The organism is Providencia sp. PROV268 (assembly GCF_028477805.1).
Classification (GTDB): Bacteria; Pseudomonadota; Gammaproteobacteria; order Enterobacterales; family Enterobacteriaceae; genus Providencia; species Providencia stuartii.
In genome coordinates, this window is sequence record NZ_JAMPLW010000015.1 from 95,033 (window position 1) to 120,008 (window position 24,976).

Sequence of the window (24,976 nt, forward strand, 5' to 3'; positions counted from 1 at the left end):
TATAATGAGTCAAGATGCTGATTTAGTCATTATTAATGCCAAGGTTGCAACGGTAGATAAAAACTTCTCTTTCTATGAGGCGATAGCGATTGCAAAAGAGAGAATTATTGCTGTTGGTGATAATGATGATATTTTTAAAAAAATAGGTTTTCATACTCAGATAATTGATGCAAAAAATAAGCTTGTGTTACCTGCTGCACATGATGCGCATATCCATGCGACACACACGGGCATGCTGATTTCTGGTGATTTCCTAAATTTGTTTGAGAGTAAATTAAAAAATGAGTTTGAAAGTCAGTTGGAGACTCATTTAACCGCTAAAAAAAACAGGGACTGGATCTACGGCATTGGATGCCCCTTTGAACTCCTTGATGATAACGACGAAAAAATCGCGGTTAACCAAGCTTACTTATCCCAAAAAACGAATGGGAAATTAGCAAGCTTTAGCGATTTTAGTTTACATAACCTAATTGTTAATCAGGAGGTTATAGAATTATCAGGGTTAAATTCTAAATCCATAGAGCTACCGAAAGAGGTCGGACGGATAGGTATTGATCAGCAAGGTGAGCCTAACGGTATTATTTCTGAATGGGGAGCCATGAACCTTGTCGGGAAATATTTACCTCAGCTATCTGATGAAGAACTTAAAAACTATATTTTACTTATCCAATATCATTTACTGCAAAATGGCATCACAAGTTACACCGATATTTTAGGGCCAGGAGGCGATAATCTATTTCATGGTGCTTGGAGTAGCAGAGTCATAAAGCTCTATAAGGCGCTTTATGATGAAAATAAGTTATTAACTCGGGTTAGTGTTAATTTATTTGCGGCAAAAGAAGGTGTGCACAGTTTTAAAAATATTATTTCTGGTGCCGAAGCGTTTTCATATCCACTTCATACCGATAAATCATGGTTAAAAGTCGATACGATAAAGTTATTTGGTGATAGTTCACCTTGTATTCGAAGATCATGCAATGGTTATCAAGGAGAGCTAACCTTTGCTGGTCATAGTGTTGAAGAACAAATTGCCGAACTTAATAAAACCATTGTTGAATTACACCGCTTAGGTTGGCAGGTTGGTATTCATGCAATTGGTGGAACAACGATTGATGCAGCAATAGATGCCTTTTCTTATGCAGAAAAGATCATGCCAAATAAAGACTTACGCCATTTTATTATTCATGGTGATGATCTCACGATTGAGAATGCGAAAACAATGGCAAAAAATAATATTTTGCTATCCTGCCAACCAATCGCAGGCTATAGCATGATCAATGATATTAAGCAGATTATACCCGATGAGTACAACGCTAAGTTATTTGACTGGCAGTCTTATATTAATGAAGGCGTTGTGGTTGCTGCTGGCTCTGATGCCTGTTGCTTCCCATTTAATTGGTTAAAAGGACTTGAATTTACGCTGACTAGAAAAGCTAAAAACAATCAAATTTATCAATCTGACCTAGGTTGTAAGATTGAGGATGCCATTCGCATGTACACCATTAATGGTGCCATTCAGGAACATCTTGAACATGAAAGAGGTTCGATAGAAGTAGGGAAATTGGCTGACTTACAAATATTAAGTCATGACCTATTTACTATTCCGGCTGAGCAAATAGGGAAAACCAATGTCATTATGACCATTTGTAATGGAAAAGTTGTGTATCAACGGTAATGGAATACCAGATGTGCTCGCGATTATTGAAGCTACACCAGATTATCTACTTAGGGGAATAATATGTTTTGCAGCATGAAAGACTCCACGATTAAAACTGGTCTTTTTTATCATGAATATTGTTTATGGGGGCGGAGTTATAAATCATCACCGCTAGCTTATAATCAAATGAATTGGATGCAACCTTTCGCGAATAATGAATTTGGGGCTAGCTCTGCAAGTTGCGTACGTCGTTTTAAATCCTTAATTGATGTGAGTGGTATGAATGAATTTTTATTTTCATACAGTGCACCCCCCATTACTTATAATGATGCGGCGCGTGTTCATACCCAAGAGTATTTGAATGATTTTATTGAACTGAGTAAAAATGAAGGGGGGGAATTAGGTTTACAGGCACCATTTGGACCGGGGGGGTATCAAATAGCGCTATTATCCGCAGGCCAAGCAAAAGCCGCTGTTCATCAAGTGATGGACGGTTCTTTAAATAGGGCTTATGCCGTATGTGTGCCAGCAGGCCATCATGCTTTGCCAGATAAAGCGATGGGGGCGACCTATTTAGCGAACAGCAGTATTGCCGCTAAATATGCCCTTGAGAATTTAGGGGCAAAAAAAGTCGCTATATTGGATTGGGATGTTCATCATGGAAATGGAACTCAAGCTATTTTTTATAACGATAATAAAGTGCTTACCATCTCTATGCATCAAGATAACTGCTTCCCAATTAACTCAGGAGGTATCGAAGAACAAGGTAACCGAGAAGGTTTAGGATTCAATATTAATATTCCGTTATTACCGGGATGTGGCCATGATGAATATTTATATGCATTAAGAACAATAGCAATCCCTGCTCTTAGGACCTACAAACCGGATCTCATTATTATTGGCAGTGGTTATGATGCAAGTACCTTTGATCCTCTAGGACATATGCAACTCCATAGCCAGAGTTATCGAGAAATGATAGAAAGTATTGTCGCGGTCGCTCAGGACGTTTGCCATGGAAAAGTGGTTGTCATACATGAAGGAGGCTATTCTGAGCATTATGTTCCCTTTTGTGCATTAGCACTACTAGAAGGGTTAAGTGGCATAAATACTCAGGTTGTCGACCCTTTTATTTCTTTTATCCAACAACAAACGATTCCTCAAGCACTCAAAGAGTTACAAGAAAATTTAATAAATCACCAAGCGATTAAATTGGGTTTGTAACAATATTCTATTAGAGCAAGCGTTACACATTAAATTGATCTATTAATTGGGTGAGACATAATGAATATATTAAAAACCAATGATAATGTCATTGTTGGGTGGCACTCTTCTTTTTCGGGAGGCGATTTTGATACTCAATTAGCAATAATTATCTCTGAAGTAAATAATGCATTAATAAAAATGGGGATTAGTTATGCGGATATGCTAAAACATACAATAGCGATTAAAAGTGATAAAGTTGATCCCATCTATGCGATTAATCAATTTCATAAAGTTAGCCACGAAATAGCACAAGGCTACGGTAATAAAAAGCCTGTTGGAACAATTATTCGGCTTCCGAATTTTAGCAATGATAATGCTCTGGTAGCCATTGAGTTTATTTTTCCTCGTCATAACAAGGCGGTTCAATGCTTACCTTTCTATAATATGGAAATGGACGTTAGCCGCTCTTTAATTTATGAGGAGCTACTTTATATTACAGGCACGGAAGCTTTGATTGTTTCCGATGATAATAGCCATGCTTATTACATCAATGATACCCTTGAAGAGCAAGTTGCGGTGATTTTTGATAAAATTAATCGTTCAATAATTGAGTTAGATTACTCAATGGATGATCTTATTTTATTAAATGTTTATCTTCGTAGTGATGTCGCATATCAGCCAGTAATAGATCTGATAAAAGACGAGATTGCTAAATATACTGGAAATATTCAAGCTATTAATTGTGAACTCAATGTCACCTATTGTGATGGGATGGCCGTTGATGAATTTTTAATAGAAATAGACGGTTTTGTAAAAAGCCCATTATCACAGTTGGCTGCACCTATTCACTATGCTTGCTTTCAACTTAACCTAGATTTATATGATAGCTTTATACATGCAAAAAAACATATAGATAATATATTGGAAAATAATTTTTCATCCAGTATTAGAGTCACAATAAAATATGTTAAGAGTAAAAATAGTAGTGAGGCTTATATTGATATTATACATGATGAGCTAATGACGAAGTTAACAAGCGCCCATGTGGAAAATTATATTGTAGAGACATTGCCAGTCAAAAAACTCATGAATAACAAGTCATTTTTAGAAATAAGCATTCATTCATTTTAATTTATATCACAGGTGATAACATGACAGAGCAAATAATTTCTGATACATCATTTGATATGTTTACGAATGAGTTAAAAAAGAATCGAATAAAGAGAAGTTATGACATTATTAATATTGAATTTAATCTTTATTTAAACAATGAAAGTTTTTATTTTCGTATTGATGAACATGACCATATTATAACGAATAGTGTTTTTTTAAGCTCTTATTTTGATAAGAAAAAAAGAAAAGTCAGCGATATGACCGAAGTTGCGGATAAAGTATTTTTAATTGAATTATCAAAAGGGAGCATTGATTTTGCTCACTCAATTTTAGTACTAGACCTCAATAATAGCCATGTTGTCCTGTTTAGCTCTCAATACCAGCCAAGTAAGAAAACGACGCCGAGATTCGAACAGCATTATCATGTTGGAAAGATTATTGGTGATAACGATAATACGCTTCTCCCCGCAGAAACACGAGATCTTATTGGCTTACATATTCTGAATGAATACAGTGAAAGTACCGCCGTTGAACATATTTATATTAATAGCCAATGGTATGCGTATCATATTTATGGAGGGGTAAGACATGGTGAATGTGATTGTGACCAAGCAACTTACCTAAAAATTAAAGATGATGTGTATTTACTTGGTTTTAGAGAGTTAGCGGTCGATGTCGCGATTATTTTGCTCTTAGACTTAAAGTCAATGCGCAACACCGGGTTTGCCGTTGGCTATACGGATGAGCAATGGTTTAGCATCCCTATTGGAGCCTATATGAAGCGGATTAATAAACGGCTTGAAGAGCACAATTTTCACGCTTTATGATAGCCCTGTTTTTTGATGTATTGAAGTGGCGGTGAGCCAGTCCAGCGTTTAAATGCTTTTGAAAAAGCGGCGCTGTCCGTATAGCCTAGTAGTTCAGCTAGGCTATCTATTCTAATCTTCTCTTCAACGAGTTTATCGATAGAAATATCACAGCGAATTTTATCCAGAATATCTGAATAATTAATATTTTCTTTTGCTAATTTACGTTGTAATGTCCTTGGTGAGATATACAGCTTTGCCGCTACCCAAGATAATGAAATGTCTTTTTGTGATAAAATATGTTGGTACATAATATCTTGCACTTTCATACTCATGGATTCGGGCATACAACTTGAGTGTTTAAGTTTATTTAGATGATTTTTTAAGAAAAAAATGAACGTTTCATCATGCTCTTTTTTATTAATACCAGCATTTAGCCACTCTTCATCAAATGAAATACCATTGAATTTAGCATTGTCTTCATAGTGAGTTGGAATGATTTTTTTCAAATTATCTTTATCTTTTCGACTTAATGCATATTGGAAATAAAATGTATCAGGTATCCAATCTTTACCAAGTCGCTCTCTTATTTGACTCACTAACCTAAATAAACTGTACTCAATGTCAAACTTATAGTATTCAGGCTTAAATATACTCACTTCATAATTGATTAAAACCTTTTTGTTTTCTATGAAAATATTAGTGTGTGTTTTGCCTTGAAATAGATCGGTATATTGGTTGAGTTCGATTAAAGCGGCATGTAATGTTTTTGCCGACATAAAAATTTCACTGATCGGTGAGTAACTATGATAGGGTGCTGCGATACCCGCTTTCGCACACCAATGCTGATCTTTTGTTTCATGAGCAATTAAACGTAGAAACTCGTTATAAGCTTGTATGGGGGCAACTTCTGTTAATTTTAGTAATTTAAATTTATTATATAAAATTTTTGATCTATATGAAAAAGGAATATCCAGTGACTGTAAATAACTCATGATCTCGGATATTTTTAGCTGATGTATATAAGAGTTATATGAATGATGGGCGTTAGTTTCAGGTTTCATTTTTATGCCTCGTATTAATGAGATGCTATTTTGCTTGAATTCATTAACCGCACATTCTTTGATATGACAAAATTACATGTTAGTAACAAAATAGCAATGAATTTATATCATTATTATTTTATATTGATGATATAAATATATTGTTATATTCTTTATTTTTGATTGAAATCTTAAATAAATAACAATTATTTTGAACATCAATTATCTTAATTCATTAACGCTCTTTTTAGAATGCTCTTATTTAGTATTTTTTGTTTTTTTTAAACTTGACTTAATTGTTGTTGATTGACCTTTTATTTTTTAGTTCATACCTTAGTTTTATGAATAAATGCTATTGGTGTCACCAAAGTAAGAGTAAAAGCTATTAAATAACTACAATGCTGCTATAACAATAATAAATAAAAGTCACTCTTATTGTATTGGTCGTAAACGCGTCATAGGTTGCAGTATATTTTTCTTGGAGAAGCACACAATGATAGGCACAGTAAATCGGTTATTGGCACATGACGATGCTGGAAAATTGTTATTACGTATTACTATTGGCGGATTAATGTTATTCCATGGCATGAGTAAATTGTTAACAGGCGCTAGTGGCATTAAAGCTATGCTTGCTGCATATGGTTTACCCGAATTTATTGCTTATGGAACTATTTTGGGGGAAGTTGTCGCACCGATTTTCATTATATTAGGGATACTCACTCGGCCAGCCGCGCTGCTTGTCGCTTTTACCATGTTTATTGCTTGGTTAATGGTAGGGCTTGATAAAACGTTTTTATTGGATAAAACGGGGGCATGGGCAATTGAAAGTATTGTTTATTTCTTTGTGGGATCAATTGCACTTGCGTTAATGGGAGCAGGGCGCTTTTCTGTTATGAAGAGTGCAACGTGGCGTTAAGGCTCAATACGATGAATATCAGGCCATCATAAATGGTGGCCTGTATCCTTAAAAGCTTATGATGCAATGCTTTTGGCGAACTTTGGATGAGATTTTAATGTGTCGAGATAATGATTAATGACCGCGGAGTTTTCGATAAAATTTATCTTTTCCATAAATAGAAGAAAAGCCCCGACATACACATCGATTGCGGTTAGTTGTTGGCCGCAAATATAAGGTGCAGCGTTACTAAGTCCTGTTTCTAGGCAATCCATAACGCGTTTAAATGAGCCAAAACCTGACATTTTTTGCTGTGCTTCATCTAACTGTAAGCCCATTGCATGCGTTGTAAATGCCGCTTCAATAGGGCCTGCGGTAAAAAAGAACCAGCGATAATAGGCTGCTCGTTGTGGGGAATTAAACGCCGGCGCTAACCCTTTTTCTATAAATTTATCGGCTAAATAGACACAGATAGCTGCAGTTTCAGTGATAATATGTTCACCATCGACTAAAGCGGGAACTTTTCCCATCGGATTAATAGCAAGATATTCGGCAGTATGCATTTGCTCGCCATATTCAAGCTCAATTCGCTGATAAGGTACATCTAACAGTTTAAATAGCAGGTCGACCGTATTGCCGCGTGACATCGAATTTGTATATAGGGTAAGTGAGCTCATCGCCTTTTCCTTATGATTAAGTTGAGTCGCTATCATAAGGTAGCGGTGTGTCAGATTCTGTCAGTAGTCACACATAAAGTCTCTTTTCGCCATTGCTCAAATAAATAATGTTTGGGATAGGGTAATTTATCCTCCAGAGCAATATAGGATTGGATCCGATCTAAGCGAAAATGGCGATAACTTTCTCTGAGTTCGCACCAAGCGGCTAAGACTTGGGTATCTTTCATATAGCCAATTGCGATTGGCCAGATAACTCTACTGCTAAATTTCCCACTTTCATCTTGATAGTCAATTTTAGCTTTTATTTCTTTTCGTAAACTCAGTCTTAGGTTTTTCGCAATCACATTATTAATCGGTGCAATTTGTGTGCTAGGTGCAAATAATGTTGTTTGGTTGATAAGGTTTTGTGACCCCTGTTTGACAACCGCATTGATTTTATTGATTGCGCGCATGGCGGATAATTTCAGCTCTTCATCGGCATTACTTTGTACCCAGCGTAAACCTAAGATCAGCGCTTCGAGTTCGTTGTCATCGAACATTAAAGGGGGAAGTAACAAACCGGATTTTAGCTGATAGCCGATACCTGCTTCACCTGTAATTTCGGCACCTTGGCAGCGTAGTTCATCAATATCACGGTAAACAGACCGAATACTGATGTGCAATTGTGACGCGAGAGACTCTGCCGTAATGGGATAGCGACTTTCTTTTAATATCTGTAATAAAGTCAATAAACGTTGAGTGCGGGTCATTGGTTACTCTGTGCGTTGGCTGGAAATCGTATTATAACATTGGTGCTTAAGGCGAGAATAAAAAATAGCGGCGAGAATGGCCTCACCGCTAATTAAAAATGACTGGATTGATGGTGGCTATCTATCGTTTGCTAAGATAGCTTTTTGCAAAAACTTATCTAATAAAGCGCTATCACGGCAATAAGGCTCTGGAAGATTGAGTTTTTCTGATTTTTCAATCGTCTCAATAATCAACCTGTCGATAGCAGGGCGCCGTGAACCATATTCGCTTTCATCTACATTTTGTTTGATCACTAACAGTTCATTGATTTCCGCCAAAACGGCGTGATCGGTGACTGTTGCACTGACCAATTGTGAAAAAGCCATTGGTGGCATGATTTTTGAGTGTTCAATCCAACGCAACGCCAGTATTGCCCTTAAGATATAAAAATATTTTTTTAGGCGTACTGTTTCCCCTTTAAAATCTTCCCGCAAGTTACGTTTTGCTATGGATAAATAGTGATAACGCGCCTTTAGCGGTGAATAGAATTTTGACGCTAATAATTCAAATTGTTGAATAAATGACGCATCCTTGTGGTAAACAATTGGCGAATGCAGCCATTCAATTAACGCAGGGTTAGAATTACGCATCAATTTTAAAGCTTTTGATAATTCCCAACCGGAAACATCCAGTTCATTATCAATGGGTTTTTCAATCACATCGCGTTTTCTATCGAGTGTTAAATACCAATCTAATTGATGAACATAAATAAACCTCACATCATAATCGCTATCACAAGAAGCAAGACCCCAACCGCGGCTTCCAGACTCGCACGCAAACAGGATTTTTACCCGATGGGCTGTTTCTATTTCAGCTAATGTTTTTTGTATGCGCTCTCGCATTAATGGCGTTATGCTTTCACTCTCCATGCCATTCTCCTATCCTTTCACACACACGACCTGACGCAGTGTATGTACGATTTCTACTAATGACGATTGTGCGGCCATCACGGCATCAATATCTTTGTATGCCATTGGGATCTCATCAATGACGTCACTATCTTTTCGACACTCTACATGGGCTGTTGCTAGTTTTTGATCTGCCACAGAATAGCGCTTTTTCGCTTCTGTTCGACTCATCACACGGCCTGCACCATGGCTGCAAGAGCAGAAACTTTCTTCATTCCCTAAACCGCGTACGATAAAGCTTTTAGCCCCCATAGAGCCGGGAATGATCCCCATTTGCCCTTTTCTCGCAGATACGGCACCTTTACGGGTTACCAGTATCTCTTCACCAAAATGGTGCTCTTTTTGTACATAATTATGGTGGCAATTCACCGCTTCTTGTTGTGTGGTGAATGGCTTCGTGATCGTTTTTGATAGTGCTTCTAGTACTCGGTGCATCATGACTTCACGGTTATGGCGAGCGAAATCTTGTGCCCAACCTACGGCTTCCATGTAATCATTAAAGTGTTGGCTCCCTTCTTCAAAGTACGCCAAATCGCGATCAGGCAGATTGGCAATATGCTGTTGCATATCTTTATGTGCTAATGAAATAAATAAGTTACCAATCGCGTTACCGACACCGCGAGAACCACTATGTAGCATCACCCATACACGATCTTGTTCATCTAAACACAGTTCAATAAAGTGGTTACCTGTTCCTAATGTTCCTAAATGGTTGTAGTGGTTTGTTCCACGCAGTTTTGGGTATTTATCACAAATACGTTTAAATTCTTCATCTAAATGCGCCCAATGCTGATCAACAATTTCGGGTGCTCGATGCCAGGCTCCTTTATCACGACCATGGCGTTGAGTTGTACGTCCATGTGGAACAGCCGCTTCAATTGCAAAACGGATATTTTGCAGGCTATCCGGTAAATCAGAGGCGGTTAGTGAAGTTCGCACTGCTATCATCCCACAACCGATATCAACGCCAACGGCAGCCGGAATAATGGCGCCTTTGGTTGGGATCACACTACCAATAGTGGAACCTTTACCGACATGTACATCAGGCATTACTGCTAAGTGTTTAAAAATAAAAGGCATTTTAGCGGTGTTTTGCAGTTGTACTACGGCTTTAGGATCAACCGGTACACCGTTAGTCCACATTTTTACAGGTGCGCTATTTTCCAAAATAAGTTCGTTAACAGCGTTATTGTTCATTCTTTATTCCTTAATTTTTACCAGTCCGTTTAATACTTGATCCAATCCACCATAAACGGATATTTGGTCGATTCGATGCGCAATGCTTTCTAGTGTTTCCAGCTCTTTTAAACGTAAAGCAATGGGGTTGTTTTCCATGACTTTTGCCGTGTTTAATAATGAGCGTGTTGCCGCGGTTTCTTCTCGACGGCGGATCACGTTTGCTTGGGCGGCCTTTTCCGCTTCTACCACTTGCGACAAAATAGTTCGCATATCACCCGGCAAAATAATGTCTTTTACGCCAATGCTATCGACATCCAAGCCAAATTCAGCGACACATTGGGTAATTTGTTCTAGCATCAATTCATCAATGAGTTGCTTGTTTTCCAGTAACTCATCTAATGAGCGTGTGCCGATAATTTCTCGTAAGGCAAACTGTAGCTCACGGTAGAGATAATCGACGGGTTGGCTCAACTTTGAGAAGGCCAACAAAATATCACGGTAGCGCCAGTTGGCTGACAAATTGATACGCAATGTCACTTTGTCTTTGGTTAGGATCTCTTGACCACTGACCTCAATCGCCAGTAAACGGGTATCAATAACGTCTACCTGAGGCTGGTGTTCAATACACCAGTAACCATAATTTCCGGGTTGCAATAATGTTTTGACTTCACCATCAACCTTTAATACCCCAACATGCCACGCTGGAACTTGGACCACTAAGCTGATATCTCGACCCTTAATCCATTTTTTGCTATTTAGGCGGTTGACTAATGTTTGTGGGATAGCAATATCACCAGTTTGTTGAATTTCTACACGTAATGTTTCTGCAATTTTCCAATACAGGCGTCGCGTTGCCGGCGCTAAAATTTCAGTCAAATTATTATGAAGATATAAAAAAGCGATCTCGTTATCCGATAAATTAATATCTATACAATGCGCTTCCACCCAATCAGGGTGATATTGGCGCAAATGATCAGCCAACTTTGCATCAATAGGTTCATGATTAAGTGTGAACAGGCTAACGGTGAGTTTATTAAACCAATCATTGATACGGTGTTCACCTGCTAGCAAAAGATGCTGAAAATTACCGTTTTTCTCGGTCAGCGCAATTTGTCCTTGTGCCACAATTATTTTTTTCATTATTTATTCCTTTATTATTATGAGCCACCATCGAAGAAAAGTATGGAGTGATGGGGGGAAAGTTAGAGTGCCGTCAAACTGGCTGTCTAAGGTTCTGCCCATGACCCGATAAAGATCTCGGAGGGTGGTGTGTTGCCTAATTTTTATAACCCGTTGTTATATCAAGTTTTTTGTTCTGGAAGGAACAGATTAACTATCATTAAGTTATTATCTTACTGACGGCGGAATACAGACCATGTAGTGACATCATTTCGCCACCATGTCTGCACCGGTAGAACCGAAGTTCTGACAATATCCGGCAGTGGATGATTTTAATATTGCGATAAGCGTGCCAACTTTGTTTAAAATAACAAAAAAATATTTATCTTATTGATATGTAATAACTTAATTTTTTTGGAATTATTCTGGTATGATTCAGATAAAAAATAACCTATGCTATTTTTTATCTTTAATTATCGTGATTTATAAATTTATATAAAATGAATAAGAAGCGTAAGGTTGTTATTGGCGTATTAGGTACGGCACTGGATCGACGTGGAAAAAGAACGAATCGGTGGACGAAATGGCGCCCTTCAGTTGGGCTATGTCAGCAACCTGACCTGGATATTCATCGCTTTGAATTAATCCATCAGGTAAATAATTATAATATGGCTCATCATGTGAAAGAGGATATTGAGCAAGTCTCACCACAGACGGAGGTCATATTACGCGAGGTGGATATTGCTGATCCGTGGGATTTTGAAGAGGTTTATACCTCGTTACTGGATTTTTCTTCAAATTACCCTTTTGACACTGAGAATGAAGAGTATTTGGTTCATATCACGACGGGTACTCACGTGGTGCAAATCTGCTGGTTCTTGTTAACAGAAGCACACTATTTACCCGCTAAATTATTGCAAACCTCACCGACAGAAGCGGGAAGAGAAAAAGATCCCGCGGGTATCTATACGGTGATTGATCTCGACCTCAGTCGCTATACGCACATCACGAGCCGTTTTCAAAAAGAGCAACAGGCTCAAGTGTCTTTTTTGAAATCAGGTATCGCAACTCGTAACGCGAATTTTAACGCGATGATTGAGCGGATCGAACGAGTCGCTTTACGTTCAAAAGCGCCTATCTTATTAAATGGCCCTACAGGGGCGGGTAAATCCTTTTTGGCGCGCAGAATTTATCAATTGCGAGAAAGTCGCCATCATATTAAAGGGCGCTTTGTTGAGGTTAACTGTGCCACGTTACGCGGTGATAACGCGATGTCAACGCTATTTGGGCATATTAAAGGCGCGTTTACAGGCGCGATTAACCCACGTCGTGGCCTGCTTAAAGAGGCTGACGGTGGTATCTTATTTTTAGATGAAATTGCTGAATTAGGGCTGGACGAACAAGCCATGCTACTAAAAGCCATTGAAGAAAAAAGTTTTTTTCCGTACGGTTCCGATGAGGAAGTGCAAAGTGACTTTCAATTGATAGCGGGTACACATCGTAATTTGGCGCAATGGGTTGAAGAGGGTAAATTTCGCGAAGATTTATTTGCACGTATCAATATGTGGACTTTCACCTTACCTGGGCTGGCGGAAAGACGTGAGGATATTGAGCCTAATATCGATTATGAGTTGGCTAAATTTAGTCAGGATGCACAAAGCCAAATCCGCTTTGATAGTGAAGCTCGCCAAGCTTACTTAACGTTTGCCTGTTCAGCGCAAGCTTTGTGGCGGGGTAACTTCCGTGAACTCGGAGCATCAATCAGCCGCATGGCAACCTTTGCTGAACGTGGTCGTGTGACAAAAGCGGTCGTTGATGAAGAGATCATGAGATTGCAATCACAGTGGGTCACAAAAGCAAAAGACACGTTGCCGCCAGAAGTTGGCGAAATTGACCTATTTGAACAGCAACAATTAGCCACAGTATTAGATGTATGCCGTCGCTCATCAAGTCTCTCAGAAGCGGGTAGAGTACTGTTTGCTGTTTCAAGACAGCAGAAAAAGCAGCCGAATGATGCAGATAGGTTACGTAAGTATTTGGCGCGTTTTGGATTAGATTGGGATAAGGTGAAAAAGGCTTAGTGCTTGGCGAAATTGATAAGATACTCAGTAATCTATTAGAAACATTAAGTTTATTTATTATAAAAATAATAAAAACAGTTAAGTATGGAGTGTGAAAAGATGGAGTTAACCTTTTTAGGAACGAGTGCCGGTGTGCCGACCAAAGAGCGTAACGTCACCAGTATGCTATTAAACCTAACAGGCATACGTAAAACATACTGGATGTTTGATTGTGGTGAAGGAACTCAACATCGCATTTTAAATAGCGTATTTAAGGCGCCAAGAATTGAAAAAATTTTTATTACCCATCTACATGGAGATCATATTTTTGGATTACCGGGGCTGTTATGTAGCCGCTCAATGGGGGGATCAACTGATCCATTAACGTTATATGGTCCAAAAGGTTTAAAACAGTATGTCGAAACAGTACTGACCCTGAGCAGCTCTTATATGACTTATCCTCTTGAAATGATCGAAATAGAGCCAGGGCAGTTGTTTGATGATGGTGAGTTAATCGTGACAGCCTACCCGCTTGACCATCGCGTTGAATGCTATGGTTACCGTATTGAAGAACATCCTAAACGAGGTTCATTAGATGTTGATAAATTAGCGCAAGATAACATTCCACGCGGCCCGTGGATGCAAGCGTTAAAGGCCGGTGAAACTATTATGTTAGCCGACGGTCGCCGTGTTAATGGTGCTGATTATTTAGGTGAGCCAAAGCCTGGCAAAGTCATTGCGATCTTTGGGGATACCAAACCAACGGAACAGGCTCTTTTCTTGGCAAAGAATGCCGATGTTATGGTGCATGAAACGACGCTGGAAAATGCGTATCATGAAAAAGCCAATGATCGGGGGCACAGTACCACAGGGCAAGCGGCGCAGTTAGCGCGAGACGCGGGTGTGAAACGTTTTATTGCGACGCATATCAGTGGTCGTTATAGCGCTGAAGATATGCCGATGCTGCTGGCGGAGTGCCAAGCCATTTTCCCTAATACCGAGATAGCGAGCGACTATTTAACCATTAAAATTTAGAGCGATGGCATGGCCTCTTGTTCGCTAATAGATGAACTCGGCACGTTATCATGCGTGTCGAAAAAATAGGCAGTAAATTGGGTATCACTGCTGTCAGTAAATGACTTTCACAAACCCATTGCGGCAATAGGTTTCATATTCATCAGCGAGTTGCCGATTGGTAATAATGACATCAAATTGCGAAAGTTCCCCCATATTGGCCGTGGCGACTTCATCAAACAGGTTGTATTTGGCGAGCAAAATTTTGCGGATTGATTTTTCCATCGCTTTTTTCTTCATTGCTAAATCGTCTAAGTTATAGCATGTGACGCCATAGTGACTATGAATACCGGCAGCCGAGATAAAGGCTTTTTTCGGGTTAATCGAATCAAGGAGAGAAGGTTGGGTCGGGTTATAAAATGAGTCGCTTTTAGGGCGATATTCCCCCCCACAGAGTAATGCGGTGGCATTTTTTTTCTGGCTTAGAGCCAAAAAAACGTTATGTGAATAACAAATCCCTGTAAAGCTTATCTCTTCTGGGATCAAGGCGATTAAGGTGGCCATTTCGATCCCATTATCGAAAAAGATCACATCGTCTTCTGACACCATACTCGCCGCTAAATTGGGGATATGTAGCTCTTCGGTTTGATCGGGGGTAAAGATGTCGGCTTGAGGATCATTTTGTGCCAGTGAGGAAGGTTGGGTGACAGAAACGATATAACCACCAAGCAGAGACATTGGAATAGGCCCTTCGGTCTCGGCATTCAGATCACGGCGGATCGTCATTTCAGAGACTTCAAGTATTCTTGCGGCATCTTTAAGGTGAATTCTTCCTGAGCGTTTAATACATTCACTCAAACGACGAAGGCGTTCTTTTTGTTTCGTTTCTATCACCGAGCAATCCTTTCTTTATTGGCGCGGGCTAACCGCGCCCCAACATTTAGTAGCCATTAGAGGTTACACTGTTTCCCGAAACAATCGCTACACTGGCACTTGCCCCAACGCGATTAGCTCCGGCTTTGATCATTTTTTCTGCGGTTTCGCGATCACGCACACCACCTGATGCTTTAACGCCGATTTTATCACCAACGACTTTACGCATTAACGCGACATGGTGCTCTGTAGCGCCCATTGTACTGAAACCTGTTGAAGTTTTCACAAAACCAACGTTTAATGTGCGGCAAATTTCACAAACTTGGGTGATTTCATCATCGGTTAATAGGCAAGTTTCCAAAATAACTTTTAAAGTTGCCTCACCACAAGCCGCTAAAACGGCGGCAATATCTTGGCGAACGAACTCAAGGTCACCACTTTTTAGCATACCAACGTTAATCACCATATCAACTTCATTAGCACCACGGCGTACGGCTTCTGCGGCTTCAAATGCTTTGGCCTCAGTTAAGCATGCACCGAGCGGAAAGCCTACCACACAACAGACCATAACATCGCTGTTTTTCAGACATTCGCTGGCTAAAGGAACATAACCTGTGTTCACGCAGACAGAAGCAAAGTGGTGCTCTGCGGCTTCGGCACAAAGCTGTTTGATGTCATTGACGGTTGCATTGGCGGCCAACAGAGTATGATCGATATATTGTGCTATATTTTTCATGTAAATTTTTCCTATTGAGAATAGAGAGAGTCAATAATAAGGAATGAAAAAATGTGGCGGATATGACACTTGCTCATTCGTTATTCGCGATCTTAATCACGAATGATATTTATGCAACATGATAATGTTAATATAGTATCATAATGTGATTTATTTAACATGAGAGGCGTTATGGATATAGCAGTTATAGGTTCAAATATGGTCGATCTGATCACTTATACGGATCAGATGCCAAAAGAGGGTGAGACCTTGGAGGCGCCTGCATTTAAAATCGGCTGTGGTGGTAAAGGTGCCAATCAAGCGGTTGCTGCGGCAAAACTTAATTCAAAAGTGATTATGTTAACAAAAGTCGGTGATGATATTTTTGCTGATAACACCATTCGTAATCTTGAGTCTTATGGTATTAACACCCGTTATGTGGAAAAAGTGCCATGTACTTCTAGCGGTGTAGCACCGATTTTTGTTAATCCGAATTCTGCTAATCGCATTCTCATTGTGAAAGGAGCAAATAAGTTTTTATCCCCTGAAGATATTGAGCGTGCGGCTGACGATTTGAAAAAATGCAAATTGATCGTATTGCAGCTTGAGGTTCAATTAGAAACGGTTTATCACGCGATTGCTTTTGGTAACAAACATAACATTCCTGTATTGCTGAATCCTGCACCAGCACAGCGTACGTTAGATCTTGATTTTGCTTGTCGTTGTGATTTCTTTGTGCCGAATGAAACTGAGCTTGAAATCCTCACTAATATGCCTGTTGATTCGATGGAAAACATCCGCCGTGCAGCCAAGTCTTTGCTCGATAAAGGGTTGAAAAATCTTATCGTCACGTTGGGTGATAAAGGTGCACTCTGGATGACTCGCGATAACGAGTTGTTGATCCCTGCCATTAAAGTGAATGCGGTGGATACCAGTGGTGCAGGAGATGCTTTTATTGGCTGTTTCTCTCATTATTATGTGCATACAGGCAATATCGCGGAAGCTTTGAAAAAGGCTGTCATGTTTTCTGCATTTAGTGTGACAGGTAAAGGAACGCAATCCTCTTATCTAAGTATTGAAGAATTTGCTGAATTCGTGCAGCTTAAATCGTGAATCGCTAAGAGCGAGAGTGGCAATTAGGCTGATAAGCTCATAAGGCTGACTCATGTGAGAAAGTTTTATTCCTTATGGCTAATTATCAGCCTAAATCGATGAGCTGCGGTGCTTACACGCTTCAATTAAATCTTGTAATAGCGACTTCGCTTCGGCAATCACATAAGTTTGGCATTGACTGTCTACCATCATGGCAACTGTCATATTTGCGCCATCCATATCTGGCAATATCTCTGTCATAAAGTGGGTCAGTGTTAGCTTGGTTGCCGTACACTTGGCCCATTGACCATTAAGATTACGCTGTGCATAGGCTTGAGCAGGCCAAACAGGTAATAATAAGCGTTTATTATTATCTCGCATGGTAACAAGCTCCTCTTGGCAGAAAATCACCCAAACTTCCTCCCAATCGGCAACTTTACTGACAAAATAGCGGTATTTTTGTTGTAGATTTAATCGAAGTACAGTATCAATTTCTTTGGGATCAGGGGTAAACATTATGCGTTATATCCATATTAGATGGTCTAAAAAAACAGTTGATAATTGTTGAGAAAATCACGTTTAAAGTTGCTATCTTAGTGAGGTTTTTTTATTGCTGCGTTTGATCCATCAAGAGTTTATCGAAAATAGCGTAGTAGACATATAAGTTTTATTAAAAAGTAAAATGGGCAGCTTGGAGCGGTGAGATATGATTGATTCATTACTCGAAAAATATGCCATTGGCGTTACTATCGTTGCGGTGTGTTTAGCCGTGGCTATTATTTTCGAGATGATAAGTAAAAAACGTAGGCATAAGCATAAGAATAAAAGTATTTTTATTCATGTTATTCAGACCGCTGTGCTGTGTAGTATGGTGATGGTTGCCGCTCAATATTTGGATATGGCGGCAACGGATTTTAATTTAACCTTTATTTCAACGCCGCTGATTAATTTCATCACTGTTGCCATCATTGCGATCATTCTCGTGCGTAAGCTGTTTCAGCTCGTCAATAGACTTGAAAAAACGCAAATAAAAAGAGGAAGTGATCCAACCTCTGCACGTATTATCGCTCGAGTCTTTAAAACCACCATTTTTGTCGTAATGGTTTTACTATTTGGCGAACATTTCGGCATGAGCCTATCGGGGTTGATGGCCTTCGGCGGGATTGGCGGCATTGCTATCGGTATGGCCGGTAAAGATATTCTGAGTAACTTCTTCTCAGGGATCATGCTTTACTTTGATAGGCCTTTTAATATCGGCGATTGGGTTAGCTCACCCGACAGAAACATTGAAGGTACGGTGGTTGAGATTGGTTGGCGAATTACTAAAATTATCACCTTTGACCATCGACCCTTGTATATCCCTAACTCACTCTTTTCGTCGATAAGCGTTGAAAACCCTGGGCGTATGACTAACCGCCGAATCAAAACGTCATTAGGTCTGCGCTATGAAGATGCCGATAAAATCGGCGCTATTGTGAGTGATATTCGGACTATGTTGCAACAAGAGCCAAGTATTGATACTGGGCAAACATTATTAGTTTATTTTGATGAGTTTGCGGATTCGTCACTGAATATTATGGTGTATTGTTTTACGAAAACCACCGTGTGGGCCGAATGGTTAGCCGCACAACAAGAAGTCTATTTAAAAATAATTGCCATCGTCAAACAGCATGGTGCGGACTTCGCTTATCCTACACAGACACTGTATATGGAAAAAAACAACTAAGCTCCCAGTTTAGAGAAATTGGCCGACTAATATTCTGCTAATAGGCTTAATGTTAGTCGGTTAATGAATTTCGCACCCATTTCTCCTTGTTTAATGCTGATAACTTAAAAATGGCATAGAAATTTTTTATGCTATTAAACAGTAGGTTATCAAATATTATCTCCTCCCGAAAAATTAGAATTATTCCCGCACTTTATGGCAATTCCAATCTGATTTCCTATCAAGTATATTGTCGGCCTCTTTTCCTCAGCTAACTAAGAGCCAGACTGTTATGAAAAAAATCAATGTGGCATGTAGCCAGGGGGTCGCTATCTACTTTACGGGAGAATTCCAATGGGTAGATATTCGCGATGCACAGTTAAACAATATTGCTGCTGTTGTGCTATCCGAGTTGGATGCCAATCAAGGGCTGTGGAAAAGGGTTGCAGAGAGTAAACTCAGTATTCCGCTGTTTATCATTAGTGATAAACAGCTTCCAGATGATATCCCTCATCCTCCTTATTTAACGGGAATTTTGCCGCCTGCACCGGCTGAGCGTAGTGAAAATAGTCGTCAATTATTTGCGGCGGCAAATCACTATCTTGAACAGCTATTACCGCCATTTTTTGCGCGAATGATGGATTATGCTGCGGGGCATAATGTCACTTTTGCTTGTCCGGGCCATCAAGGTGGACAATTTTTTCGCCGCCATCCAACTGGCGAACAGTTTTACCAATTTTATGGCGAAAACCTGTTTCGTACCGACTTGTGTAATGCTGATGTCGCGATGGGAGACCTGCTGATCCATGAAGGGGCTGCGAAAGAAGCACAGAAATTTGCGGCTCGCGTATTTAATGCAGATAAAACCTATTTTGTACTAAACGGCACCTCTTCTTCCAATAAAGTCGTGTTAAATGCCTTGCTAACACCGGGAGACTTGGTTTTATTCGATCGCAATAATCATAAATCAAACCACCATGGCGCCCTGATCCAAGCGGGCGCAACACCGGTTTACCTTGAAACGGCACGTAACCCATTTGGTTTTATCGGGGGAATCGATGCGCATTGTTTTGAAGAGGACTACTTGCGTTCATTGATTAATGACGTCATGCCTGAAAAAAATACGCGTGAACGTCCATTCCGCTTAGCGGTGATCCAGCTCGGTACTTATGACGGCACGGTTTACAATGCAAGGCAGGTTGTCGATAAAATTGGTCATTTATGTGAGTATATTTTGTTCGATTCTGCGTGGGTTGGCTACGAACAATTTATCCCTATGATGCGCCAATGTTCGCCACTATTACTTGAATTAAATGAAAATGATCCTGGTATTATGGTGACTCAATCGGTGCATAAACAATTGGCAGGGTTCTCGCAAGCGTCGCAAATCCATAAAAAAGATAACCATATTAAAGGGCAAGAGCGCTTTGTCTCGCATAAAAAGCTGAATAACGCTTTTATGATGCACGCGTCTACCAGTCCATTTTATCCGCTGTTTGCCTCGTTAGATGTCAATGCGCGTATGCATCAAGGGGATGCAGGGGAAATGATGTGGATGGAGTGCGTAAGACTTGGCATTGAGGTTAGAAAAGCCATTATCAACCACTGCCATTATTTTAGACCCTTTGTGCCTGAATTTGTCGACGGAAAACCATGGCAAGAGTACCCAACGGCGCAAATTGCTTCTGAACAGCGCTTCTTTAATTTTATTCCTAATGAACGTTGGCATGCGTTTGAAGGGTATGCGGAAAATCAATATTTTGTTGACCCTTGTAAGTTGATGCTAACAACGCCGGGTATCGATGCTCAAAGTGGTGAATACGAATCCTTTGGCGTTCCGGCGACTATATTGGCGCATTTCTTACGTGAACATGGTGTGATCCCCGAGAAATGTGACTTAAATTCCATCCTATTTTTACTCACCCCCGCAGAGAGTAAAGAGAAGTTAGAGCTACTAGTTACCCATTTGGTTCGTTTTGAACAATTACTGGATGAAGATGCTTCACTGGAAGAAGTGTTACCGTCCGTTTATCAACGCTACCAAGAGCATTATCAAGGCTACACATTACGTCGTTTGTGCCAAGAAATGCACCAGTTGAGTGTTCAGTATAATATTAAGCAATTGCAAAAAGAGATGTTCCGTAAGCAGCATTTTCCGACAGTGAAAATGAACCCACAACAAGCGCACCTTGAGTTTATTCGCGGCAACGTGGAGCTGCTTCCTCTATGTGAGCTAGAAGGGCGTATTGCCGCTGAGGGGGCGCTGCCTTATCCTCCGGGCGTATTGTGTGTGGTGCCCGGTGAAGTTTGGGAAGGGCCTGTCTTGCGTTACTTCCAAGCTTTGGAGGCGGGGATCAACTTGCTTCCGGGATTTGCGCCTGAGCTACAAGGGGTATATATCCCGAAAACAGAAGATGGACAAAAACGTGTCTATGCGCATGTTTTGAAGTAAACATTTTTTAAATCGGCGAAAGCTCATAGATTTTACTTTGTTAGCTGGTTACATTGGGAGCTTTAATAAAAGGCTCCCTTTTAATTCAATAAGGTAAGGTGTATGGCAAAGAAAATCATCCTTGATTGCGACCCCGGACATGACGATGCAATTGCGATGCTATTAGCTTATGGCAACCCTGAAATTGACTTACTGGCAGTGACGACCGTTGCTGGTAACCAAACGCTTGAAAAAGTGACTCGCAATGCCTTAGCCGTTGCTGAAATGGCAAAAATTCGTGGTATTCCTTTTGCAGCCGGCTCCTCACGACCACTGGTACGTGAAGTTGAAATTGCCCCCGATATTCATGGTGACTCTGGGTTAGATGGTCCTCAACTACCTGAGCCATCGTTGACTTTAGAAAACTGCCATGCGGTAGAATTGATCATTAAATTGATCATGTCGCATCCACCCAAAACAATCACTTTAGTGCCTACTGGGGCGCTAACCAATATCGCATTAGCCGCAAGGTTGGAGCCACGTATCGTCGAACGCGTCAAAGAAGTCGTGCTGATGGGCGGAGGCTACCATGTAGGAAATTGGAGTCCTGTGGCTGAGTTTAATATCAAAATTGATCCAGAAGCGGCACATATTGTTTTTAATGAAAAATGGCCACTAACGATGGTTGGTTTAGATCTCACCCATCAAGCGCTTGCCACCACAGATATCGTTGCTAACATTGCTGACGTGGGAACACCTTGCGCGAAATTTGTCGTCGAATTACTCGATTTCTTTGGCAAAATGTATAAACAAGCACAAGGATTTGATGCTCCACCAGTGCATGATCCCTGTGCCGTTGCCTATGTTATCGACCCTTCCGTCATGACGACACAGCGCGTACCTGTAGATATTGAACTGACAGGAACTCTCACCCTTGGAATGACTGTGGCCGATTTCCGCCATCCGGCTCCTGAAGATTGCCATACTCAGGTTGCCGTCAAACTCGATCATGCTAAGTTTTGGCAATTGGTCGTCGATGCATTAAAAAATATTGGTTAGTGAATAAGACAGTTTATAGGATAAATAAGATAAAAAACTGACGTTCGATAATCACGCTGTAGTTTAAGGAATATATGAATGAATCAAGAACTTGAAGATTTACCTTACGATACGTTAATCGAGCGAAGTATGAATGCTCTACAGCATAAAAGCCAATTCCACTGTGATACTTGGCATCTTGATCAGGCAAGTTGGTCAGTCGATCAAGAAGAGGGCACAATTGTTTTTCATGCTCCAGACGGTCTCGTTGCTGTTGCTCCCGTGCAAATCATTGGTACTTATGATCAAAACCAAGGGAGTTGGATGTGGGGATGGGCAAATAGCTCGATTGAGGAGCCATTGTTACAAGACGCATTGGCTGTACAAGAATTTGCTGAACGCAAAGGTTATGAGCAGCTTACCGATGCGATGTGTGACATCTCGGAAAATGAAGCATGGCTATTTACGGCACTCGCTTGCGAATTGAATCAGCAGCAAGGGGCTTATCGTGGGGTCGCAGGGAGCACATTGATTTTTATGACCTTTGGTGAGGTCAAACTGCATAAAACCCAAGCATAATCATGGGTTATGATTGCCATAATGTTATATTTTAAATAGGAGCCCACAGTATGCTGGCGATTGCGCTTGAAGCGGCAAAATCAGTCAGAGCGATGACCGTAGAAGCATTTCAAGGTGCGGGCAGTTTTGACTATAAGCCCGACCGTTCAGTGGTCACGGAAACAGATTTACGTGTTGAGTCGGCATTGCGTGAGCACTTTGCCCAACACACACCGGATGTGCCGATCCTTGGTGAAGAATTTGGCCTTGAAGGCGATACTGTTTTCGAATCTGGATGGGTGATTGACCCGATTGATGGCACGCGCGCCTTTATTTATGGCATTCCACTCTTTAGCACTTTGATTGCTTATGTTGAAAAGGGGGAGCCTATCGTTGGGGTGATCAGCTTCCCTGCCATTTCAACGGTAGTTTACGCAGCAAAAGGGCAAGGTTGCTACTTGGAAACACATAACGGTTTATCTCGGCGGCTAACATTAGGTACTGATGCGCCTAAAGAGGTCGCTAATGCCGTCATTTCCGCATCGGGGATCCACAGTAGCACTTACAATCAACGAGAAGGTACAACGATTTACCATCTTGACCGTGTTGTCAGTTGCGCTCGAGACTTTATTTTTGCCAACGATGCTTACCAGCATGCCATGGTGGCAACAGGGCGTCTACATGGGGCCATTGATACGATTATGAAACCGTGGGATAGCGCAGCATTGATACCATGTATTCGTGAAGCGGGGGGGGATGTGTGTTCGTTAAGTGGTGAGCGCGATAACGTCATGTTTAGTGGCAGCCTATTGAGTGCCTCAACGCCTGAACTTGCCGATCAACTGGTTAAGTTAATGAATCCGTAAATAGAGTAAACTCGACCGTAGGTAATGAAAGTTTCTACTCTAAAAAAATCGGCGTGCTTTATGGCCGCAAATCAGTTTTACGGCGGGGAGCCGTCATTTGTTGAGGACACCAAAGCCATGGTGTCCTTAGTCGTGTTTCCAATACAGCAAAAACAGATTAAATAGGTTAAGATACACCGAAACACGTCAAATATAAAAATGACTGAAAACAAGGTTTTTCAAGGTATGACAGGCTATAAAAACATAAATCGATTTTCCGTTGCGCCGATGCTCGACTGGACTGACCGCCATTGCCGATATTTTCATCGCTTATTGAGTAAAAATACGTTGCTCTATACTGAAATGGTTACAACAGGTGCCATTATTCATGGTAAGGGCGATTATCTGGCATTTAGTGAAGAAGAGCAGCCAGTAGCATTACAGCTGGGGGGGAGCGACCCTGAGGCATTAGCGCAATGTGCAAAGTTGGCGCAAGAGCGTGGTTATGATGAAATCAACCTCAATGTTGGTTGCCCTTCAGACCGCGTACAAAATGGTCGTTTTGGCGCTTGCCTAATGGCGGATGCTCAGCTTGTGGCTGATTGCGTGAAAGCGATGCAGGATGTTGTGTCGATACCTGTCACAGTGAAAACACGCATTGGCATTGATGAGCAAGATAGCTACGAATTCCTGTGTGATTTTATTGATACCGTCTCAACTAAAGGCGGTTGTGAAATGTTTATCATCCATGCGCGTAAAGCGTGGTTATCCGGCCTAAGTCCGAAAGAAAACCGTGAAATTCCTCCATTGGACTATCCGCGCGTTTATCAGCTAAAACGGGATTTTCCCCACTTAACCATGGCGATTAACGGGGGAATAAAAACACTGGAAGAGGCAAAAGAGCATTTACGTCACCTTGATGGCGTGATGGTAGGGCGTGAAGCCTATCAAAATCCCTCTATTTTGACTGCGGTAGATAACCAATTATTCGATAGCCAATTACCCGTGGTGAATGCGGTGGATGCTGTGCGCCAAATGTTCCCGTATATCGAAAAAGAGTTATCACAAGGCACTTATCTTGGTCATATCACTCGTCATATGTTAGGGATATTTCAAGGAATACCCGGTGCTCGCCAATGGCGGCGCTATTTGAGTGAAAATGCCCATAAGAAAGGGGCTGATCTGGCGGTGGTCGAGCAGGCTCTTGCATTCGTCACCCGCGACCAATAATGTAGTGTGAGGTGCCAACCGTCGTT

The 24,976-nt window shown here is 40.7% G+C and carries 23 protein-coding genes; 14 read left to right on the plus strand and 9 right to left on the minus strand.

All coding sequences use genetic code 11. The features are described from left to right. Positions 1 to 4 precede the first annotated feature (4 nt). The 4 genes from PR699_RS12320 (at position 5) to PR699_RS12335 (ending at position 4,800) form a co-directional block, all read left to right on the plus strand. Positions 5 to 1,675, plus strand: a complete 1,671-nt coding sequence (locus PR699_RS12320; protein ID WP_014656897.1) for an amidohydrolase — start codon at positions 5 to 7, stop codon at positions 1,673 to 1,675. A 63-nt stretch (positions 1,676 to 1,738) separates the two neighbouring features. Next, entirely contained in the window at positions 1,739 to 2,878 is a 1,140-nt protein-coding gene (locus PR699_RS12325; protein ID WP_014656896.1) for a class II histone deacetylase, read from the plus strand. A gap of 60 nt (positions 2,879 to 2,938) precedes the next feature. Then, positions 2,939 to 3,991, plus strand: coding sequence for a RidA family protein (locus PR699_RS12330; protein WP_014656895.1), 1,053 nt, complete (start codon positions 2,939 to 2,941; stop codon positions 3,989 to 3,991). Positions 3,992 to 4,011: 20 nt separating this feature from the next. Then, complete coding sequence (locus PR699_RS12335) at positions 4,012 to 4,800, plus strand: MoaF C-terminal domain-containing protein (protein WP_036942028.1); 789 nt, start codon at positions 4,012 to 4,014, stop codon at positions 4,798 to 4,800. Here PR699_RS12335 and PR699_RS12340 read toward each other — a convergent pair. Continuing rightward, entirely contained in the window at positions 4,788 to 5,843 is a 1,056-nt protein-coding gene (locus PR699_RS12340; protein WP_014656893.1) for an AraC family transcriptional regulator, read from the minus strand. The two genes, PR699_RS12335 and PR699_RS12340, sit on opposite strands and share 13 nt — an antisense overlap. Before the next feature lie 472 nt (positions 5,844 to 6,315). Between PR699_RS12340 and PR699_RS12345 the strand changes: the two genes are divergently transcribed. Then, on the plus strand, positions 6,316 to 6,738 hold the full coding sequence (locus PR699_RS12345) for a DoxX family protein (RefSeq protein WP_014656892.1): 423 nt from the start codon (positions 6,316 to 6,318) through the stop codon (positions 6,736 to 6,738). A 56-nt stretch (positions 6,739 to 6,794) separates the two neighbouring features. Here PR699_RS12345 and PR699_RS12350 read toward each other — a convergent pair whose 3' ends face one another. The 5 genes from PR699_RS12350 to PR699_RS12370 form a co-directional block, all read right to left on the minus strand. Next, positions 6,795 to 7,394 carry a glutathione S-transferase family protein gene (locus PR699_RS12350; RefSeq protein WP_014656891.1) on the minus strand — a complete coding sequence of 200 codons (600 nt, stop codon included), beginning with the start codon at positions 7,392 to 7,394 and terminating at the stop codon, positions 6,795 to 6,797. A gap of 50 nt (positions 7,395 to 7,444) precedes the next feature. Continuing rightward, positions 7,445 to 8,143, minus strand: a complete 699-nt coding sequence (locus PR699_RS12355; protein WP_004926059.1) for a YafY family protein — start codon at positions 8,141 to 8,143, stop codon at positions 7,445 to 7,447. Positions 8,144 to 8,260: 117 nt separating this feature from the next. Then, positions 8,261 to 9,052 carry a nucleotidyltransferase domain-containing protein gene (locus PR699_RS12360; RefSeq protein ID WP_014656890.1) on the minus strand — a complete coding sequence of 264 codons (792 nt, stop codon included), beginning with the start codon at positions 9,050 to 9,052 and terminating at the stop codon, positions 8,261 to 8,263. A gap of 9 nt (positions 9,053 to 9,061) precedes the next feature. Continuing rightward, positions 9,062 to 10,288: an RtcB family protein gene (locus tag PR699_RS12365; RefSeq protein ID WP_004926062.1), complete on the minus strand. Its 1,227-nt coding sequence runs from the start codon at positions 10,286 to 10,288 to the stop codon at positions 9,062 to 9,064. 3 nt (positions 10,289 to 10,291) lie between these two features. Further along, positions 10,292 to 11,413, minus strand: a complete 1,122-nt coding sequence (locus PR699_RS12370; RefSeq protein ID WP_183124506.1) for a slipin family protein — start codon at positions 11,411 to 11,413, stop codon at positions 10,292 to 10,294. Positions 11,414 to 11,889: 476 nt separating this feature from the next. Here PR699_RS12370 and rtcR point away from each other — a divergent pair, with 476 nt between their 5' ends. Then, positions 11,890 to 13,470: an RNA repair transcriptional activator RtcR gene (gene rtcR, locus PR699_RS12375; protein ID WP_004926065.1), complete on the plus strand. Its 1,581-nt coding sequence runs from the start codon at positions 11,890 to 11,892 to the stop codon at positions 13,468 to 13,470. 99 nt (positions 13,471 to 13,569) lie between these two features. Further along, positions 13,570 to 14,484 carry a ribonuclease Z gene (gene rnz, locus PR699_RS12380; RefSeq protein ID WP_014656888.1) on the plus strand — a complete coding sequence of 305 codons (915 nt, stop codon included), beginning with the start codon at positions 13,570 to 13,572 and terminating at the stop codon, positions 14,482 to 14,484. 93 nt (positions 14,485 to 14,577) lie between these two features. Here rnz and deoR read toward each other — a convergent pair whose 3' ends face one another. After that, a complete protein-coding gene (gene deoR, locus PR699_RS12385) occupies positions 14,578 to 15,357 on the minus strand; it encodes a DNA-binding transcriptional repressor DeoR (protein WP_014656887.1) in 780 nt (259 codons plus the stop codon). Between the two features lie 46 nt (positions 15,358 to 15,403). Continuing rightward, complete coding sequence (deoC, locus tag PR699_RS12390; RefSeq protein ID WP_014656886.1) at positions 15,404 to 16,072, minus strand: deoxyribose-phosphate aldolase; 669 nt, start codon at positions 16,070 to 16,072, stop codon at positions 15,404 to 15,406. A 171-nt stretch (positions 16,073 to 16,243) separates the two neighbouring features. Between deoC and rbsK the strand changes: the two genes are divergently transcribed. After that, positions 16,244 to 17,164, plus strand: coding sequence for a ribokinase (rbsK, locus tag PR699_RS12395; protein ID WP_014656885.1), 921 nt, complete (start codon positions 16,244 to 16,246; stop codon positions 17,162 to 17,164). 90 nt (positions 17,165 to 17,254) lie between these two features. Here the strand turns inward: rbsK and PR699_RS12400 are convergent, their stop codons facing one another. Beyond that, positions 17,255 to 17,659: a DUF2750 domain-containing protein gene (locus PR699_RS12400; RefSeq protein ID WP_014656884.1), complete on the minus strand. Its 405-nt coding sequence runs from the start codon at positions 17,657 to 17,659 to the stop codon at positions 17,255 to 17,257. Positions 17,660 to 17,849: 190 nt separating this feature from the next. On the opposite strand from PR699_RS12400, the gene PR699_RS12405 reads away from it, so the two are divergent. The 6 genes from PR699_RS12405 to dusA all read left to right on the plus strand — a co-directional run bounded on the left by PR699_RS12405 (position 17,850) and on the right by dusA (position 24,950). Continuing rightward, positions 17,850 to 18,869, plus strand: a complete 1,020-nt coding sequence (locus tag PR699_RS12405; protein WP_004926073.1) for a mechanosensitive ion channel family protein — start codon at positions 17,850 to 17,852, stop codon at positions 18,867 to 18,869. Positions 18,870 to 19,140: 271 nt separating this feature from the next. Continuing rightward, positions 19,141 to 21,300 carry an ornithine decarboxylase gene (locus PR699_RS12410; RefSeq protein ID WP_014656883.1) on the plus strand — a complete coding sequence of 720 codons (2,160 nt, stop codon included), beginning with the start codon at positions 19,141 to 19,143 and terminating at the stop codon, positions 21,298 to 21,300. A gap of 102 nt (positions 21,301 to 21,402) precedes the next feature. Then, positions 21,403 to 22,338: a nucleoside hydrolase gene (locus PR699_RS12415; protein WP_004926079.1), complete on the plus strand. Its 936-nt coding sequence runs from the start codon at positions 21,403 to 21,405 to the stop codon at positions 22,336 to 22,338. 78 nt (positions 22,339 to 22,416) lie between these two features. Then, entirely contained in the window at positions 22,417 to 22,896 is a 480-nt protein-coding gene (locus PR699_RS12420; protein WP_036942011.1) for a DUF6882 domain-containing protein, read from the plus strand. A gap of 50 nt (positions 22,897 to 22,946) precedes the next feature. After that, positions 22,947 to 23,741: an inositol monophosphatase family protein gene (locus tag PR699_RS12425; RefSeq protein ID WP_014656881.1), complete on the plus strand. Its 795-nt coding sequence runs from the start codon at positions 22,947 to 22,949 to the stop codon at positions 23,739 to 23,741. A 198-nt stretch (positions 23,742 to 23,939) separates the two neighbouring features. Continuing rightward, the gene (dusA, locus tag PR699_RS12430) at positions 23,940 to 24,950 is read left to right on the plus strand and encodes a tRNA dihydrouridine(20/20a) synthase DusA (protein WP_004924554.1); all 1,011 of its coding nucleotides are present in this window, start codon (positions 23,940 to 23,942) and stop codon (positions 24,948 to 24,950) included. Positions 24,951 to 24,976 lie beyond the last annotated feature (26 nt).